Source organism: Pedococcus sp. P2_E5 (assembly GCF_056403895.1).
Genome location: NZ_JBFUEP010000001.1, coordinates 19,018 through 37,057 on the forward strand (window position 1 = coordinate 19,018; position 18,040 = coordinate 37,057).

The following is an 18,040-nucleotide window of genomic DNA, read 5'->3' on the forward strand; positions in this document are numbered from 1 at the left end:
GTGGGGGATAGTGAGCACATGTCGGGTGGGTTCTGGGATCGCCTCCTGCGCCGGCCGCAACAGCCGGTCGGCGACAAGGGCTTCCGCGTACCCCCGGTGCCGACCAGCGACGACCTCTTCGCGGCCCTCGACCGCGTCGAGACGATGGTGGCGGGCGGCGCCGTGCCCGCGCCGGTCGCCTCACGGGTCAGGCGGGTCGACCGGGTCGTGCGCGACACCATTCCCCGGCTCCAGAGCCTCGGCGCCGGGAGTCCCCAGGCGTACTCCGTGATGGCCACCGCGACCGACTACCTCCCCGAGGCGGTCGGCGGCTATCTGCGCCTCCCGAGGCAGTTCGCGGACAGTCGGCCGGTCGACCGCGGCAAGTCCTCGCTCATGGTGCTCATCGACCAGCTCGACCTCCTCGCCTCGACGATGGACAAGGTCTACGACGCGGTATGCCGCGACGATGCCGCCGCGCTCGTGGCTCACGGGCGGTTCCTGGCCGAGAAGTTCGGCACCGCCTCGTCGGGCGGGTCGCTCAACATGGACGCCACGCCGGTGCCGGCGATGCCGGGCACGCCAACCATCCCGGCCGCGCCGGCCATGCCGGACGTGCCCGACGTGCCCGACGTGCAGGCTGCCACGTCCCCGGACGAGGACACCGGCAGCCTCGAACGGCTCCAGCCCCCGGCTGGACGGGACGCCTCATGAGCCCATCGAGCCTGGGCGAGGCAGTCGACGTCGCGGCGGCGCTGGCCTCGAGCGCAGGGCTGGACCCGATCGCTGCGCGGTCCGAGGCGCTCTGCCTCGCGGCGGCCGTCGCCGAGTCGGCCCCGGGGGCGGCCTCGGACTGGGCGCGGGCCGTCGGCGACGCCTCCACGCAGGACTTCTTCGATGCGGCGAGCCGGGGGCGTCGCTGGCGCGAGTCCCCCACGGCGTCGCTGAGCGCCCTTGTCGCACAAGGGTCCCCGTCAGCCCGCGCCTACGCCGAGGCGCTGGCCGAGGTCGCCTCCGCGGCCTGCAAGCTCGGCGAGCCGACCATGCGCGTCATCGGCAATGCCTCCGTGGCGGCCGCCGCCCAGCTCTCAGCCGTCCCCCGCGTTTCGTCCGCCCCGGCGTCCTCACCAACGGCCCCGACCCCGGCGGCCCCGACCCCGGCAACGACGACCCTGGAGAACCCCACGGCGACGCCCACGCGGCATACCGGACTGCAGGCGTCGGGCCCGGCGACCACGGCCACGGCGACGCCCGCACCCGCGCCGGCGCGGAGCCTCGACGAGCTCTTGGCCGAGCTCGACGCCCTGGTGGGGCTGCAGCGGGTCAAGCGCGAGGTCCACCGCCAGGTGGCCGTGCTGCGCATCGAGCGCCTGCGCACCGACGCGGGTCTGAAGAGCCCCTCCATCACCCGCCACCTGGTGTTCACCGGCAACCCCGGCACCGGCAAGACGACGGTGGCGCGGCTGGTGGGCGGCATCTACCAGGCCCTGGGCCTGCTGTCCCGCGGCCAGCTCGTCGAGGTCGACCGCTCCGAGCTGGTGGCCGGCTACCTCGGCCAGACCGCGACCAAGACCGCCGAGGTCGTCGCGTCCGCGGCGGGTGGGGTGCTGTTCATCGACGAGGCCTACAGCCTCACGGGCGCCGGGCCACAGGGTGACCAGTACGGCCAGGAGGCGGTCGACACCCTCGTCAAGGAGATGGAGGACCGGCGCGACGACCTCGTCGTCATCGTCGCCGGCTACCCGGCGCCGATGGAGGCGTTCATCGGCGCGAACCCCGGGCTCGCCAGCCGGTTCCGCACGACGATCGAGTTCGAGGACTACAGCGACGACGAGCTGGAGTCGATCCTGGTCAAGCTCGCGGGGGACGCCGACTACGAGCTGCTGCCCGAGGCCACCGAGCGGTTCCGGGAGGTGCTCGGCCGCACGCCACGCGGGAGCAGCTTCGGCAACGGCAGGTTCGCCCGCAACGCCCTCGAGGCCGCCATCGGCGCGCACGCCTGGCGGCTGCGCGAGGTCGACGCCCCGTCCCTTGACCAGCTCCGCCAGCTCGTGGCGCGCGACTTCGACGAGGAACTGCTCGAGGACGGATCCGCCGGCGGTGCATCGGCGTCAGAGCCAGTGCTGACCGCTGCGGATCCGGGACCCCGAGACCGCCCCCTTGGAGGTATGCCGTGACCACCCCCGCGACCGCGACCGCGGCAACGCCTGTTCCCGTGAGCGCCCCTCCGGTGCCAGGTGACCGCGCCACCTCCAGCCCCGCACGGGGTTCCGCTCGCGGTTCGGCAACGGGTTCGGCAACGGGTTCCGCGCCCGGCGCCGACGGCGGTTCCGGCGCCCGGACCGGCCTGGCCGGCCAGGTCTCGACCCTGCTCGCCAGGGTCCGCGCGAGCCTGCAGGAAACCCCCGGTCGCCTGCGCTGGCTGGCCGCGGTGGGTGTGGCGGTCGCCCTCGCCTTCGGGCTCGCCGGCGGCCAGGCCTTCCGGTCTGCCAGTGGCGCCCTCGACAGGGCCGGAGCCAACACCGACCAGCTCGTGCGGATCCAGGCCATCCAGACCAACCTGGTCCAGGCCGACGCCGACGCCACCAACGCCTTCCTCGTCGGAGGACTGGAACCGCCCGCCCAGCGTGCCGACTACCTCAGGGCGGTCGCGTCCGCCACCGAGCTCATCGCCGAGGCAGCGCAGCACCAGCCGGCCGACGGTCGGGCTCTCGGCGCGCTCAACCAGTCGCTGGTCGCCTACACCAGCGAGGTCGAGCGCGCCCGGGCCAACAACCGCCAGGCGCTGCCCGTGGGCGCCCAGTACCTCAAGGACGCCAGCGCGAACCTGCGGGCCGACGCGCGGCCGATCCTGAAGAACCTCGTCGACGCCAACGACGAGCGGGTCGCCACCGAGTTCGACAACGCCGGCCGTGCCGCCCTCTGGCTGGTCATCGTCGGGCTGCTCGCCCTGGTGGTGCTGGCGCTCGAGCTGGTGTGGCTGGCCCGCCGGACCAGGCGCTACGTCAACGTCCCGCTCGCAGCCGGCGCCGTCGTGGTGCTGGTGGCTCTCGTGGCCGGCGTCGTCGCCCTTGCCGCCGTGGCTCGCTCCGTCGACACGGTGCGGACCGGGGTCTATGCCGCGACCCTGTCGACGGCGAAGGCCCGGATCGCCGCGTTCGACGCCAAGTCGAACGAGAGCCTCACCCTCATCGCCCGTGGTTCCGGCACCGCCTTCGAGAAGGCCTGGCAGGCCTCTGATGCCGCGGTGCGGACCGAGCTGAAGCACCTCGCCGGCAACCCCGTGTCCGCTGGGCGCGGCACGCCCCTGCCCTGGCCCACGTATGCGGGAGTGCACCAGCAGATCCGCACGCTCGACAACAAGGGGGACTGGAACGGCGCCGTGAAGCTCGCCACGGGGACGGGGGCCCAGACCGGCAACGGCTCCTTCGCCCAGTTCGACACCGCGTCGGCGCGACAGCTGTCCAGTCTCAACGCCGAGGTCGCCTCGCGCCTGGACGGGGCGGGTGGGTTGCTCCCCGTCGGCGGCGCGCTGGGTGTCCTGGCCGGCCTGCTGGCCGCGGCCCTGGCCTGGCGGGGCTTCTCGCTCCGGCTGGAGGAGTACCGATGAGCCGCCGGCGCGCAACGGCGCTCGCGACCGTCGCCGTGGCTGCGTGCCTGGCGGTGGCGTCGTGCTCCAACGCCGGCGCCTACGAGGCGACGCCCATACCCAAGAACCAGGTCAGCGCGACGACCACGACCCCGACAACGCCTGCCCCCACGACCACGCCCACGCCCGCCAACCCAGACGTCGTCGCGGCCAACTGCCTGCCGTCCTATGCTCCGCCGGCGACGATGCCCAGCCCGGGAGACATGCCCGCGGGCAGCACGATGGCCCGGATCCAGGCTCGCGGCCGCCTGATCGCCGGGGTCTCGGCCGACACACTGCTGCTCGGCTCGCGGAACCCCGTCTCGGGCGAGATCGAGGGCTTCGACATCGACATGCTGCACGCGGTCTCGCAGGCGATCTTCAACAACCCCAACAAGATCGAGCCGCGGGTCATCACCTCGGCGCAGCGTGAGCCATCGCTGAAGGCCGGCACCGTCGACATCGTGGCCAGGAACATGACGATCAACTGCACCCGCTGGAAGGGCATCGCGTTCTCGAGCGAGTACTACCGGTCCGGACAGAACGTCCTGGTCCGCCGTGGGGACAAGTCCAAGAACGGTGGTCCCATCACCGGGATGGCGGACCTCGTCGGCAGGAAGGTCTGCGCACCCAATGCCACGACGAGCATGGAAAAGCTCCGGACCTTCACCGGCGTCGTACCGGTCGGCTCGGACACCCACACCGGCTGCCTGGTGCTGTTCCAGGAGGGCAAGGTCGACGCCATCATCGGTGACGCCACGGTGCTGGCCGGTCTCGTGGCCCAGGACCCCTACGCTCGCGTGGTCGATGCCCCCCCGTTCACCGCCGAGCCGTACGGTCTGGGTTTCAACGCGGCCAACGTCGACTTCGTGGCGTTCGTCAACGGTGTGCTGGCGCAGATGCGGGCTGACGGCCGGTGGACCAAGAGCTACAACACCTGGCTGGCCGAGGCGCTGGGCCCGGTGCCTGGCCCGCCGGTCGCTGTGTACGGACGGACCCGGTGACCGCCACCATGGCCAGCGCCTCGGCTCCCGTCGCCCCGGGACGGCTTGGCACGCCCCTGGTCGCCATGGAGGCGTTGCGGTACCTCGAGGCGCTGGGCTCCTGGCGGGACCAGCGCAAGGCCGAGCTCGACCTCCTGGACACGACGGCGCTGCAGGCTCCCGACCAGTCGGCCTTCACGGGCGACCTGCTGCTCTCGATGGCGCTCTGGAAGGCCGCCTCGGACCGCTACGACCTGCTCACGGCCACGTGGGACTCGGGGCGCGCGGGTCCGACGGAGCTGGAGCGGCTCTCCACCCTCGTCTGGGGCCGGGTCGACACCACCCTCGCGGTGTCGCTGCCCGAGGCGTGCCGCCTGTCGGATGCGCTGGCGACGTCGTTGCGGGCCCGGCTGGGCGTCGACACGTCGCAGGCCGACTTCACCACCCGGATCCGCCAGCTGCGCGCCGCGGTCGAGCGCATCAGGGACCTCGTCGACGGCGAGCCCTCCTCGGTCCACGCCGCCTCGTCGTCCACGTCGTCCACCTCATCCACGTCGTCGATCTCGGCCACGTCGTCGACGTCCTCCACGCTGGCCCGGCTCTCCGCGAAGGTCGACGACCTCAGCGCCCGGTTCCAGCGCGGTGCGGACGTCGGGGGGCTGCTGGGCCCGTTGGAGCACGACGCGGCCCGCGCCGAGCGTGACCTCATCGTCGCGGCCTCCCGGCGCGCGGCCGACTCCCGTGACTCGGCCCGCGCCCACGCCCTGCGTGGGGAGCTCGAGGCGCAGGGCGCTGCCCTGCGTGACCTCGCGGCGCGGTGCGTCGCGGAGGTGGTGTCGCCCCCTCGGCTTGCCGTGCCGGACGTGTCGACCCTGGGGCCCGTGCCGGGCGACCCGGCGGCCGTCGACGCCTACCTGGTGCGTCTGGACAAGGTCCGTCGCGCCATGACCATGGCGCAGGACGCGTATGCCGCGGCGTTGGCCGAGCGCGCAGAGCTGCGCGGGCGCCTCGGGGCGTATGCCGCGAAGGCTGCGGCCCTCGCCGCCCCACCCTCGGACGCAAAGGTCGACGCGGGACGAGCACGAGACCTCGAGGAGCTCGAGACCCGCGCCCTCGAGGTGCTCGACCAGACACCGGCGGACCTGGCGCGGGCGCGGGCTCTCGTCGCGGCATACCAGGCCTATCTCGGGGCCGCTCTGGGCAGCGCCCAGAGCACGCCACGCCACCCGGGCCGACCCGGTTCAGGAGCAGCCTCATGACCACGACCGTGCCGTGCACCCAGCCGGGCTGCACCGGAACGATTCTCGACGGCTACTGCGACGTGTGCGGCTCGCCGGCAGCCGCGGCTGCCGCGCCTGACGTGTCGGTGGCCACGGCGCCGGCCGGCATCGGCCAGACCCCGTCGACGGTGTCGCGCGCCTCCAACCGGCTCGCCTCCACAGCCCTCGGGACGGCGCGGACCACGGGGGGCAGCAAGGTCACCCGCCGTCTGGGCACGTCCTCGCAACGACTGCGGGGTGCCCGGCTCGGCGCGGGGCTGACCTCGATCCCACCCGTGCCGACCATCGACGCGGCCACGGCGGTCCTGGCGGACCCGATGGTCCCGGAGGAGCGGCGCACGTGCCCGTCGTGCGGGTCTCCCGTCGGCCGGTCCAGGGACGGCAAGCCCGGTCGCACCGAGGGTTTCTGCGCCACGTGCCGGAACCCGTTCTCGTTCACCCCCAAGCTGCACGAGGGCGACATCGTCGGTGGGCAGTACGTCGTCGCCGGCGCCATCGCCCACGGCGGGCTGGGCTGGATCTACGCCGCGCGCGACCGGAACGTCTCCGACCGCTGGGTGGTGCTCAAGGGCCTGCTGAACTCCGGCGACCCCGACGCGCTCGCCGCGGCCATCGCCGAACGGCAGTTCCTGGCCCAGGTCGAGCACCCGCTCATCGTCGAGATCTACAACTTCGTGTCGCACGAGGGCGCGGGCTACATCGTCATGGAGTACGTCGGCGGCACCTCGCTCAAGCAGCTGCTCAAGGACCGGATGAAGAAGGCCGGCGGCACCTACAGCCCCCTGCCGGTCGACCAGGCGATCGCCTTCGTCATCGAGGTGCTTCCTGCCTTCCAGTACCTCCACGACCTCAACCTCGTCTACTGCGACTTCAAGCCTGACAACGTGATCCAGGTCGGCGACGCCGTGAAGCTCATCGACCTCGGTGGGGTGAGGCGGCTCGACGACCTCGACTCGGCGATCTACGGCACGACGGGCTACCAGGCGCCGGAGGTGCCCCAGGTCGGGCCGTCGGTGGCCTCGGACATCTACACCATCGGGCGCGCGCTGATGGTCCTCACGTCGGAGTTCCGCGGCTACCAGAGCACCTATGTCGCCTCCCTGCCGCCCGTGGACGAGACACCGCTGTTCCAGAAGCACGACTCGCTCTACCGGCTGCTGCTCAAGGCCTGCGCGCCCGATCCGGCGGACCGGTTCGTCAGCGCCGACGAGCTGCGCGTCCAGCTCCTGGGGGTGCTGCGAGAGGTCGTCGCCCTCGAGCGCGAGGGAGCCGCGGAGCACTCCACCTCGTCGTTGCTCTTCGACGTGCCCACGGTCTCGGACGACTCCCTCGCCTGGCAGCACCTGCCCACGTTGCGCCGGGACGAGGGCGATCCCCAGGCGTCGTGGTTGCGGACGGTGAGCATCGACGACCCCGCTCAGCGGCTGGTGGCCCTGGACGGCGCGCCGGAGAAGAGCCCCGAAGTGCTGCTGGCCACCGCGCAGGCAGCCCTGCACGCAGGCGACCACGAACGGGTGGACCAGGCCGTGCAGGCCCTGCTCACCGACGACCCCTGGGAGTGGCGCGCGGTCTGGCTGGACGGCCTCGTCGCACTCGCGCGGGGCAGGAACTCCGACGCCCAGAGCGCCTTCAACGCGGTCTACGGCCAGGTGCCGGGAGAGCTGGCCCCCAAGCTGGCCCTCGCGTTCGCCTGCGAGACCGGCGGTGAGGCCGATGTCGCCGAGTCGCTCTACGTCACGTGTGCCCGCACCGACGCCAACTACATCGCCCCGGCGGCGTTCGGCCTCGCCCGGATCCGCTCCGGTCGTGGCGACATCGACGGCGCCGTCCGTGCCCTGGACCTCGTGCCGGCGACCAGCCGCGCCTTCACGCAGGCCCGGCGCCGACGGGCGGGGCTCCTGGCCGAGTCGGGTGGTGGGCTGCCGGCCCTCGCCGCGGCCCTCGAGAGCATCGACAACCTGACCATCGACCCGGTGGACCGCTCCCGCTTCCGGGTCGACGTGCTCGAGGCGGCCCTGTCCGTGGTGACCACGCAGGGCGCCGACCCGACGGTCTCCCTCGCAGGTCACCCTGCGTCGGAGCCTTCGCTGCGCGACGGCCTCGAGTCCGCCTACCGCGACCTCGCGACGCACGCGGCCTCCCCCCAGGAGCGCGTGCGGCTCGTCGACCAGGCCAACTCCGTGCGCCGTTGGACGTTGCGATGACGAAGACCGGGCCCGACCTGGACGCCGGTGTCACCGAGGGAGAGGGCGGTATGCCGGTGGCGGACGTGGCGCTGACCTGTCCGACCTGCTCGGCACCGATCGGCGAGAGCGACCGGTTCTGCGAGGCCTGTGGCGCCGAGCTGGCTCCCGCTGCCGCAGCGCCTCCGCAGGGAGCACCCGTGGCAGCCGCGCCAGTCGCAAGGGCCTGCCACGAATGTGGCGGCGAGGTTGCCGCTGACGGCTACTGCACCCAGTGCGGTGCCGAGGCCGTCAGCGAGCGCGACCACTTCGTCGAGACGCCGGCCCCGTGGGTCGCCGGGGTGTGCGACCGCGGCATCCGCCACTTCCGCAACGAGGACGCGATGGCGCTGCACGCAGGGGCCGAGCAGGGCAGCCATGCAGTGCTCGTCGTCTGCGACGGGGTGTCGTCGTCCACCGACTCCGACGTGGCCAGCCTTGCCGCCGCGCGGGCCGCCCGTGACGTGCTCGCGGTCTCCCGGCCGCAGGCGCTCGGCACCGCGGCGACCCGGCGCACGGCGACGGCGAGGGCCATGGAGGTCGCGGTCGATGCCGCCAACGACGCGGTCATCCGCAACACCACCCCAGGCCCGGGCAACCCGGCGTCCTGCACCTTCGTCGCCGCGGTCCTCCAGGAGTCCGAGCTCGTCGTGGGCTGGGTCGGGGACAGCCGGGCCTACTGGTTGCCCGACGAGGGCGCTGGCCAGCTGCTTAGCATCGACGACTCCTTCGCGGCGGAGCAGATCGCTGCCGGGGTGCCGCGCAAGGATGCGGAGAACGGGCCGCAGGCGCATGCCATCACCCGGTGGCTCGGGATCGACGCGCCGGACCACACCCCGCGGACGGCCTCCCTCGACCTGAGCGAGCCGGGGTGGGTGATGGTGTGCTCCGATGGTCTCTGGAACTACTGCTCCGAAGGGGACGCGATGTCAGCCCTGCTCCGTGACACGGCCTCGGCCACCGGCTGGGCCCCGCTCGACCTTGCCGACGGCCTGGTCGACTGGGCGAATGCCCAGGGCGGCAAGGACAACATCACGGTGACCCTCGCTAGGGTCGGCCCAGCGACACCGGCCACGGCGGCAGCTGCCACCACCGCCGAGCCGGCGCCCGCGGCATACCAAGAGGAAGGCACGCCAGATGGCAACGTTCTCAGCTGAGGTGTTCCAGAACGAGTTCCTGCCCGACGGCGGGACGGACGTCCACGCCATCGTCACGGTGACGTGTTCCGGCGCGGGCGAGGCGGGGCAGACGGACTCGGGCGAGGCCGGCGAGATCGTCATCGTCGACACCTCCGGCTCGATGAAGGGCGAGAACATCGTCGCCGCACAGCAGGCCGCCGCCGCCGCGCTCGACCAGGTGCTCGACGGTGTCTGGTTCGCCGTCATCGCGGGGAGCCACCTGCCACGTCTGGCGTTCCCCGTCACCCCCGAGCCCGCGATGGTGCGGATGGACCCGCAGGTCCGGGCCCAGGCCAAGGCGGCGGTCGGCTCGTTCTTCGCCGACGGCGGCACCGCCATGGGCACCTGGCTGAGGCTGGCCACCAAGGTGTTCGCGTCCCGGCCCACGCTGGCGCAGCGGCACGCAATCCTCCTGACGGACGGCATCAACCAGCACGAGACGCCGCAGGAGCTCTCCGCCGCCATCGAGCAGGCCAAGGGCCGGTTCCAGTGCGACTGCCGCGGCGTGGGCGAGGACTGGCAGGTGGCCGAGGTTCGCCGGATCGCGACGGCTCTGCTGGGCAGCGTCGACCTGATCGCGCGCCCCGAGGACATGGCCGCGGACTTCGAGCAGATCATGCGGCAGGCGATGGGCCGTGGTGTCGCGGAGGCGTCGCTGCGGGTGTGGGCGCCGCAGGGGGCCGAGGTGCTGTTCGTCAGACAGGTCGCGCCGACGGTCGAGGACCTCACGCCGCGTCGGCACGAGGTCAACCCGCTGACCGGGGGCTACCCGACCGGCTCCTGGGGTGACGAGGCCCGCGACTACCACGTGGCGGTGCGGCTTCCCGCGAAGTCTGTGGGGCAGGAACAGCTCGCCTCGCGGGTGCAGCTGGCCGTGGGCGACAGCGTGGTGGCCCAGGGCCTGGTCAAGGCCTTGTGGTCCAACGACGACACCCTGACGGCCCGGATCGACCCGGCCGTCGCGCACTACACCGGCCAGGCAGAGCTCGCGGAGGCCATCCAGGACGGTCTCGCCGCGAAGGCGGCGGGTGACACGACCACGGCGACCGCCAAGCTCGGGCGGGCGGTGCAGCTCGCGGCCCAGACCGGCAACGAGGAGGCGACCACGCGCCTGCGCAAGATCGTCGAGATCGACGACGCCGACACCGGCACGGTCCGGCTGCGTAGGGCTGTGAGCAAGCTCGACGAGATGGCGCTCGACACGGCGTCCACCAAGACGACTCGGGTCAGGAAATGAGCGCCATCACGTGTCCGAACGGGCACGACTCCGTCGCGACGGACTACTGCGACGTCTGCGGGGCACCGATCGGGGCGCCGGAGGCGGCGCCTGTCTCGGCTCCCGATACCGCTCCCGATGTTGCTCCCGCAGGTGAAGCGACCGCGGCGGCGCCGCAGGAGTGCCCCAGCTGCGGGACCGACAACGACTCAGCGGCGCTGTTCTGCGAGGCGTGCGGCTACGACTTCACGACGGGGACGATGCCACGCCCCGCGGAGGTGGCGCCGACCTCGGCTCTCGACCTCGGCGCCGGGGTGGGGTCTGCTGGCTCGCAGGCACCCAACCCGGGTGCGCCCGACCCGCAGGCACCCGCGCCGCCCGTGGCGCCCGAGGTTTCCGTCGGCTGGGTGGTCGAGGTGTGGGTCGACCCTGACTGGTACGCGTCCCAGGAGAGCGACGACCCGTGTCCGTCGCCGGGACTGCCGGAGACCTTTCCGTTGCGGCGGCAGAGCCTGCTCGTCGGTCGGCCGTCGGTCAGCCGTGGCATCCACCCGGACATCGACCTCGCCTCTGACCCCGGAGTGAGCCGCCGCCAGGCCCAGCTCACGACCGACGGGTCTCGGTGGTGGGTCGAGGACCTGCAGTCCTCCAACGGCACCTACGTCGGTTCCGCGAGCGGCCCGCTGCCCGAGACCCCGCTGCCCGCCGGGCAGCGTCGTGAGCTCGCGGAGGGCGACCGGGTCTATGTCGGTGCGTGGACCCGGATGGTCGTGCGCAGGGCCACTCCGGAGGAACAGGCGCTCTGACCTACCGGGCGGTGCCGAGGTCGTCGGCAGGCGCACCGACGTCGCCCCACGCAAACCCGAGCCGCCGCAGGCAGCGTCACCCTTTGGAGGTAGGCGGGGACGCTGATCTGGGGACAGACTGCTGATGGTGCGGGAACGGCATACCGGCTGTGAAGTCGCGATCGGAGGCTCACGTGACCGAATCCGAGGACAGGTCCGCGGCGAGCGCGGCGGCCGTGGCGCGCCTCCAGGCCCGGCTGGCCGAGACGCAGGAACAGCTGGCCGCGACGAGCGAGATCCTGGCCGTGCTCGGGACGTCCGCCTCGGGTGAGGCCGAGGTGTTCGACGCCATCGTGGAGCGGGCTCGCCGGTTGTGCTGGGCCGATGCGGCGACGATCCACATCGCCACCGAGCACAACTTCACGATGGTGCACTCGGTCGGCCTGCGGCCCGACTACCTCGAGCTGGCCATTCGCAAACCGGTGCCGCGCGACCGCACCTCCCTGGTCGGCCGGGTCGGGCTGGACGGCAGGACCCAGCAGATCGTCGACGTGCTCGCGGACCCTGACTACAACCGGCCCGAGTTCCAGAGCAAGAGCGGCATCCGGACGATCATGGGCGCCCCCATGATCGTCGAGGACGACGTGGTGGGGGTGCTCTCGGTCTGGCGCACCGTCGTCGACCCGTTCGACGACCGGGTCAGCAGCCTGCTGAGCACGTTCGCGGCCCAGGGCGCCCTGGCCCTGCGCAACGTGACGCTGTTCCGGGCGCTCGAGAGCCGGTCGGAGGAGCTGTCCAACAAGGTCGAGCAGCTCGAGGCGCTCTCGGAGGTCGGTGAGGCGATCAGCTCCTCGCTGGACCCCGACGAGGTGCTGACCACGATGCTCAAGCACGCCGTCCAGCTCTCGGAGACCGACGGCGGGTCGCTGATGGAGTACGACGAGGAGACCCGGCTGTTCGGGGTCCGCACGACCTACGGCACCAGCCGCGACGTGGTCGAGCGGCTCCGGCAGTCCCGCATCCACGTCGACGAGACCTTCGTCGGCCGGACGGCCGCCTCGCGCAAGGTCGCCCAGATCCCCGACCTGTCCAAGCACCAGGACCTCGACCCGCACCTGACCCTGCTCCGTGAGGCCGGCTGGCGATCGCTCGTCGCGATCCCGCTCACCCGGGCCGACCGCATCGTCGGCGCGCTGGTCGTGCGGCGCAAGCAGCCCGGTGGCTTCAGCGACGAGACGTGCGAGCTCCTGTCCTCGTTCGCCAGCCAGTCGGCCATCGCGCTGACCAACGCCCGGCTCTACCAGCAGCTCGAACGGCAGAGCGCCGAGCTGGCCGACGCGAGCCGGCACAAGTCCGAGTTCCTCGCCAGCATGTCCCACGAGCTCCGGACGCCGCTCAACGCGGTGATCGGTTTCTCGGAGGTGCTGCTGGAGCGGATGTTCGGCGAGCTCAACGAGCGCCAGGCGGACTACCTCCAGGACATCCACAGCGCGGGTCGCCACCTGCTGGCCCTCATCAACGACGTGCTCGACCTGTCGAAGGTCGAGGCGGGCCACATGGAGCTCGACCGGACGTCGTTTGACGTGGCCGACTCCCTCGCGTACGCGCACCTGTTGGTCCGCGAACGGGCGGCTCAGCACCAGATCCACGTGTCGGTGGACGCCTCCAAGGAGGAGCTGGGGACGATCTGGGCCGACCAGCTGCGGTTCAAGCAGGTCATGCTCAACCTGCTGAGCAACGCCGTGAAGTTCACCCCCGACGGGGGCACGGTGCGCGTGGTCGCGCACCGGGTCGAGGGGGACCTCGAGGTCAGCGTCACCGACACCGGTGTGGGCATCGCCCCCGAGGACCAGGCGAGGATCTTCGACTCCTTCCAGCAGGGCGGCCGCTCCAGCTCCTCGGCGGAGGGCACGGGTCTGGGACTGACGCTTACGCGCCGGATCGTGGAGCTGCACGGTGGGACGCTGTGGCTCGAGAGCACCCTCGGGGTCGGCAGCACGTTCGGGTTCCGGATCCCCCAGACCGCCCCGCTGCGCCTCGTGCCCGACGCCGACGATGACGCCGACGCTGACGCCGCCTGGGGTCGCGAAGGGGAAGCCGCCCGGCCGGTCATCCTCATCATCGAGGACGACGAGAACTCCGCGGAGCTGGTCTCCGTCCACGTCCGCGCGGCTGGTCTGCGGCCGGTGGCGGTGGGGACAGGCGAGGAGGGACTGGACGCGGTGCGCTCGATCCACCCGGCAGCCGTCATCCTCGACATCCGGCTGCCCGGCATGGACGGCTGGGACGTCCTCGGCGCGCTCAAGGCAGAGCCCTCCACGGCTGACACCCCGGTCGTCGTCGTCAGCGTGCTCCCCGAACGCGGCCGCGGCTTTGCGCTCGGCGCCTCCGACTACCTCGTCAAGCCGGTGGCCAAGGACGACCTCCTGGCCGCCCTGCGCCGGGTGGGGGTGGGCCCTCCCCACCAGGTGGCGAACCGGCGGATCGTGGTGGTCGACGACGACCCGGCAGCGCTCGAGCTGGTTCAGGTCACCCTCGAACCACTGGGCTGGGACGTGCGGACCTGCGCCCACGGCGCCGAAGCCCACGCCGTCGTCCGCAGCGAGTCACCGGCGGTGGTCCTCGTCGACCTCCTCATGCCCGACACCGACGGCTTCGCGGTCATCGACGCGCTCCACCACGACCCGAACACGCAAGGCATCCCCATCGTCGTGCTCACGGCCAAGACGCTCACCGCCGCCGATCGGCGACGGCTCAAGGGTCGCGTGGAGTTCGTGGCGTCCAAGAGCCGTCTCGACCTGATCCAGCTCTCGACCCGCCTGGCCGGCCTCGCCGGCGTGCCCGCCGCCCTGCCGGACTGAGCGACACCGTCACGGCGTGACGGTCGACGCTTGGGTATGCCGCGTGCTTCTGGCTGTACGTGCGCTGCGGGCACTCTCGGGGTATCTGACCGCCCGTCGTCGACGTGGCGGGATGTCACCGCTCACGTTGAGCCAGAGACCCCCGACGACAGCGGGGACCTGATCGCGCAGCGTCAGCTGGGTCCTGCTCCGGGGCTGCCGCTGGTGAACCAGTTGGTCGGATGGTCGCTGTCGTGTTTCTCGACCTCGACGGCGCCGCAACGGCGACACGTCAAGACCTCGGTGTCGTTGGGCCGCCGCTCGCGCTGCCAACGGTGGCCCCTCAGCAGGCAGTTCAGGGCCTTGATATCCATCTATCGAGTGTGCTCGCCCATCACTGCAGTCCACCACCCCTACGGGGGGCGACGTTCAGGCCGCTTGCCGGTCTGGCTGCGGAGCGACGGGACGTCGTCTCAGAAACCAGGGCCGCCCGGGCCGCCACCACCGACAATGTGCTGGGCCCGCGAGTCGGGCTCCCCGTCGCCGTACTCGATCAGGCCGCACCGCTGGCACGTCGACTTGACCGTGTGATCCGGTAACCGGTGGTGATTCCATCGGTGGCCCACGAGACGGCATGTCACGCGCTTGACGTCCATGACTTCAGTGTGGCGCGCATGGTCGGCGGCGCAAAGGTGAACGTGTCTCGAGGCCTGCTGGACCAGTCCCAGAGCAGATCAAGCGAGACGTCCGCGCACGGCGGCGGCCGTCTTTCGTGCGGGGCTAGTCCGACAGGAGTCCGAGAGCCCTGCTGGCCAGGCTGCGGACGAGAACCATCTCGTCACTCGCGATGACGTCATCGGCCGAATCGTTCGCTGGCACCTGACGCAAGGCCTCATCCAGCTCGCGCAGGCACTGGTCCGCTTGATCTCCGAACACCTCTGCCTGCCCCTCGAGCGCCTCGCCCAGGCCGCTGTCGTCGAACAGCCGCTCCCAGCACGCCTCGAGCGAGGACTGCCCGGACGGAGTCAGGCTGGTCCAGAGCTGGCGTTGGTGCTCCCCGTCGGCGAGCTCGCCGAGAGCGTCGCGGACCATCTCTTCGTAGACCTGCATCTCGCAACCTTTCGACGATCCGGGCTCTTCACGTGACGCAGAGCCTGCCCATTACATCTCGGGAGTAGGCAGCGAGATTCGTAACGGTCCTCTGATCCGCGGCTTCTTGGCGGTGCCCTCGGGCGGACTCGAACTGCCAAGAGCCGCCCTCGGAGCGAGCCCAGAGGTGATCCGAAGCGCGAATTCCATTGCAGCGCAGCGCTATCGCCGTGCTGTGTGCCGGGTCGTTCCTGGTGCTTCGAACTCTGTGGATACCTCTCTCGGGACCAGTTAATCCTGCCAGTAGGACGCTGGTGCGATCCAAAGCGCCGCCCGGTGCTGAAAGACCTCGACGAGCTCCACGGTCCCATCGTGGGCGTAGTGGACCCAGTAGTCCGGTTCCCGATCGAACTAGAACGCACGACTCTTCACTGGGTTTGGGCGTTCCCACGTTCGCTTCGAGGGCCGCGCGAGTGGCTCCAATCTGGACGCCAGGGATGCCGACACCCGGCGTGATCTGCATGGGCTGCAGTATGACGGGCGGGACCGAGTCCGGCGTCTTGTGGGTGCAGGAGAGTCGGCCAATCCCTGCTGTGCCACTGTTGGGCATGCCTGAGGGCTCACTCGTCGCCGCGTCGCCTGACACACTCGCCACCGTGACTGAAACCCTCGTCTACGCAGCAATCATTGCCCTCGCCTACGGCGTCGGCGGCTGGATCGGCTACCTCGTAGGCAGACGACGCGGCCGCGCACAAGCATGGATCGACCTCACCGCCGATCCCGCTCAAATGCGTGTTATCGCCGCCAGCGTCGAAGACGCCCGATTCCGATCAGCCGAAGCCGACGCCACGCGCAGAGTCGGAGGCCTGATTCCGCACGAGGAATAAGAGTCCGAAGGGCGATAAGAAGGTTGAGAGTGGCCTCTGACCTGCGATTTCGGCACCAGTGCCATCGGTACCATTGCCCTCGGGCAGACTCGAACTGCCGACACCCGCTTTAGGAGCGAGCCCGAGGGTCGGGCCCAATGTGAATTCCGTTGTGCCGCAACGGTTTGGCTCGCAGCACAGACTTGGTGGTTCTGGCTGTTTCGGACCCTGTGGGTACCTCTGAGGTACCTGCTGGCCAGCTTGTTGGTGTCAGTCGTCGAACTTCGCGATTGCGTATGGGTCGGGGCCCATGCCTTGGTAGTCCGGTTGCGGAATGAAGGACATCGAGTCGACGAACCGGAAGACTCCCGGGGCGTCGATGAGTGCGTCCCACCCTCGCGCGTGAGCAATTTCGTAGGCGGCTTGCTCTGGTCGCTCTACGGCCTCCCGTCGTTCGTCGTCGGTCTCGTCGGGGTAGGCCTCATGCCGTGCGTCACGGCCAGCGGCGATGAATGCCTCCGGGTCGTGGACGTTGAAGTCCCAGCGACCGACCGCGCTCAGTACAGCGGCGGGCTCCCAAGGCTCCTCGTCGTCCTCGTCGTCATCGTCGAAGTCGTTCTCGTCGAGTTCGATCTTGAGGGGGTACGAGCCACAGAGGTCGAACTCGGCGTCGTCGAATGCCGCGGCGGCTCGTGTGAGTCGGTCGACGGCCGCGAAGTACCCATTCAGCTCGCTCTCTTGACCCGTGCGGTCCAGTACCAGGGCTGCATGGGCATCGAGGGCGGCGTGCAGCTCCTCGAGCCGCTGCCCGTAGGCCGCTCTTGCCGCAGGCGTCCACTGGGTCTCGACGTAGTCCTCATCCATGCGGTGAAGGCTAGTTGCCGGCCCGGTTCGCACGGCCGAGTTTGGGCGACCACATTCAGGCACCGGCCCGATAGCGGAGCAGGGGAGCCTGCCGGAGTGGTCGGGTCAAGGGTGGCCGTAGGCCATCACGCAGTGACGCGTAGCGCCCTTGATGCGGCCCGGAGGCGGGCGGAGAGTGGAGCGCAGGGTCGGCGGCCACTCGAGATCCGCGCGGGAGTGCCCTACCTGGGTCGGCCGTTCGGGTCCGATATGGACGTTTCCGAGACAGCGACTGCCCTCGGTTTCTATCGTCTACGCGCTGACACGTGTGGTAGCGAGGGAGATACGGCAATGCTGAGGAAGCATGACAACGTCCGACTGACGTTCTCGCCAGGGATGTTTACGGGCAAGGGATGGCTGACGATTCACATCGGCGTCCGCACCCAGGTTCGGTTGGAGAAGCTGCATAAGGCGCAGGTTGCTGATGGTCGGGCGCGTCAGATGCAGGTGCCGATGCGTCTCGTGAAGGTCAAGAACCGGACGTACTGGCAGTTCCAGGGCCAGTTCTACTCGGAGAACGAGGGCTATGACGCGGCCGCGGTCCACGCCTTGTTGGTGACGCGACAGCAACGACAGGCTCAACGGATCGACCGCGCACAGCAAATCGTCGCGATGGGAGCGGCACCTCGAACCCGTCCCATGCGTGAGGGGATCCCGGACGACGTGAAGCACCTGGTGTGGACTCGTGATCAGGGGGCGTGTCGGCACTGTGGCGCGACGGTGGAGCTTCAGTTCGACCACGTCATTCCGATTGCTATGGGTGGCTCCAGCGTTCCGGAGAACCTGCAGGTGTTGTGCGGCCCTTGCAATCGGCGGAAGGGCGCAACGATCACGGTGCGTTGAGGCATCGCATTGGGCGGCGCTGCTGGGGGAGACCCGGTGGCGCCGCTCTTGCTTGTCGTGGGGTGCGGTGGGGTGCGCGTAGGGCGCGAAGCGCCCGGAGCGCGGGGCCCCATCGCGGGGCCCCGCGGCTCGCGGCGGAGCCGCGCTTGAGCCAGTAAGGAAAGTTCTCACGTGGCTCGGCCCCGTCGGGTGTCGGACTCCGGACAGTCGTGGCGCAAGAGGGTGCAC

At 70.9% G+C, this 18,040-nt stretch carries 15 protein-coding genes; 12 read left to right on the plus strand and 3 right to left on the minus strand.

The annotated features are described in order from the left end of the window. Window positions 1–18: 18 nt before the first annotated feature. The 10 genes from AC1DVZ_RS00105 (at window position 19) to AC1DVZ_RS00150 (ending at window position 14,132) form a co-directional block, all read left to right on the plus strand. Window positions 19–693, plus strand: a complete 675-nt coding sequence (locus AC1DVZ_RS00105) for a hypothetical protein (protein ID WP_477616146.1) — start codon at window positions 19–21, stop codon at window positions 691–693. Further along, window positions 690–2,156: an AAA family ATPase gene (locus AC1DVZ_RS00110; RefSeq protein WP_477616147.1), complete on the plus strand. Its 1,467-nt coding sequence runs from the start codon at window positions 690–692 to the stop codon at window positions 2,154–2,156. Before AC1DVZ_RS00105 ends, AC1DVZ_RS00110 begins: the two co-directional genes overlap by 4 nt. Then, window positions 2,153–3,589 carry a hypothetical protein gene (locus AC1DVZ_RS00115; RefSeq protein WP_477616148.1) on the plus strand — a complete coding sequence of 479 codons (1,437 nt, stop codon included), beginning with the start codon at window positions 2,153–2,155 and terminating at the stop codon, window positions 3,587–3,589. Before AC1DVZ_RS00110 ends, AC1DVZ_RS00115 begins: the two co-directional genes overlap by 4 nt. Then, complete coding sequence (locus tag AC1DVZ_RS00120; RefSeq protein WP_477616149.1) at window positions 3,586–4,611, plus strand: glutamate ABC transporter substrate-binding protein; 1,026 nt, start codon at window positions 3,586–3,588, stop codon at window positions 4,609–4,611. The genes AC1DVZ_RS00115 and AC1DVZ_RS00120 overlap by 4 nt, the downstream gene beginning before the upstream one ends. Further along, window positions 4,608–5,849, plus strand: coding sequence for a hypothetical protein (locus tag AC1DVZ_RS00125; RefSeq protein ID WP_477616150.1), 1,242 nt, complete (start codon window positions 4,608–4,610; stop codon window positions 5,847–5,849). The genes AC1DVZ_RS00120 and AC1DVZ_RS00125 overlap by 4 nt, the downstream gene beginning before the upstream one ends. Then, window positions 5,846–8,074, plus strand: a complete 2,229-nt coding sequence (locus AC1DVZ_RS00130; RefSeq protein ID WP_477616151.1) for a serine/threonine-protein kinase — start codon at window positions 5,846–5,848, stop codon at window positions 8,072–8,074. The genes AC1DVZ_RS00125 and AC1DVZ_RS00130 overlap by 4 nt, the downstream gene beginning before the upstream one ends. After that, window positions 8,071–9,249 carry a PP2C family protein-serine/threonine phosphatase gene (locus AC1DVZ_RS00135; RefSeq protein WP_477616152.1) on the plus strand — a complete coding sequence of 393 codons (1,179 nt, stop codon included), beginning with the start codon at window positions 8,071–8,073 and terminating at the stop codon, window positions 9,247–9,249. The genes AC1DVZ_RS00130 and AC1DVZ_RS00135 overlap by 4 nt, the downstream gene beginning before the upstream one ends. After that, the gene (locus AC1DVZ_RS00140) at window positions 9,230–10,507 is read left to right on the plus strand and encodes a vWA domain-containing protein (protein ID WP_477616153.1); all 1,278 of its coding nucleotides are present in this window, start codon (window positions 9,230–9,232) and stop codon (window positions 10,505–10,507) included. Before AC1DVZ_RS00135 ends, AC1DVZ_RS00140 begins: the two co-directional genes overlap by 20 nt. Further along, window positions 10,504–11,292, plus strand: coding sequence for an FHA domain-containing protein (locus AC1DVZ_RS00145; RefSeq protein ID WP_477616154.1), 789 nt, complete (start codon window positions 10,504–10,506; stop codon window positions 11,290–11,292). The genes AC1DVZ_RS00140 and AC1DVZ_RS00145 overlap by 4 nt, the downstream gene beginning before the upstream one ends. 173 nt (window positions 11,293–11,465) lie before the next feature. Then, complete coding sequence (locus AC1DVZ_RS00150) at window positions 11,466–14,132, plus strand: GAF domain-containing protein (RefSeq protein WP_477616155.1); 2,667 nt, start codon at window positions 11,466–11,468, stop codon at window positions 14,130–14,132. Window positions 14,133–14,305: 173 nt separating this feature from the next. Here the strand turns inward: AC1DVZ_RS00150 and AC1DVZ_RS00155 are convergent, their stop codons facing one another. Continuing rightward, window positions 14,306–14,485, minus strand: a complete 180-nt coding sequence (locus AC1DVZ_RS00155) for a DUF1660 family phage protein (RefSeq protein WP_477616156.1) — start codon at window positions 14,483–14,485, stop codon at window positions 14,306–14,308. Between the two features lie 406 nt (window positions 14,486–14,891). Next, window positions 14,892–15,221 carry a hypothetical protein gene (locus AC1DVZ_RS00160; protein ID WP_477616157.1) on the minus strand — a complete coding sequence of 110 codons (330 nt, stop codon included), beginning with the start codon at window positions 15,219–15,221 and terminating at the stop codon, window positions 14,892–14,894. A 635-nt stretch (window positions 15,222–15,856) separates the two neighbouring features. On the opposite strand from AC1DVZ_RS00160, the gene AC1DVZ_RS00165 reads away from it, so the two are divergent. Continuing rightward, window positions 15,857–16,087, plus strand: coding sequence for a hypothetical protein (locus AC1DVZ_RS00165; RefSeq protein WP_477616158.1), 231 nt, complete (start codon window positions 15,857–15,859; stop codon window positions 16,085–16,087). A gap of 249 nt (window positions 16,088–16,336) precedes the next feature. Here the strand turns inward: AC1DVZ_RS00165 and AC1DVZ_RS00170 are convergent, their stop codons facing one another. Continuing rightward, window positions 16,337–16,930 carry a hypothetical protein gene (locus AC1DVZ_RS00170; RefSeq protein WP_477616159.1) on the minus strand — a complete coding sequence of 198 codons (594 nt, stop codon included), beginning with the start codon at window positions 16,928–16,930 and terminating at the stop codon, window positions 16,337–16,339. Window positions 16,931–17,260: 330 nt separating this feature from the next. Here AC1DVZ_RS00170 and AC1DVZ_RS00175 point away from each other — a divergent pair, with 330 nt between their 5' ends. Then, entirely contained in the window at window positions 17,261–17,812 is a 552-nt protein-coding gene (locus tag AC1DVZ_RS00175; protein WP_477616160.1) for an HNH endonuclease, read from the plus strand. The last annotated feature ends 228 nt before the right edge of the window (window positions 17,813–18,040 follow it).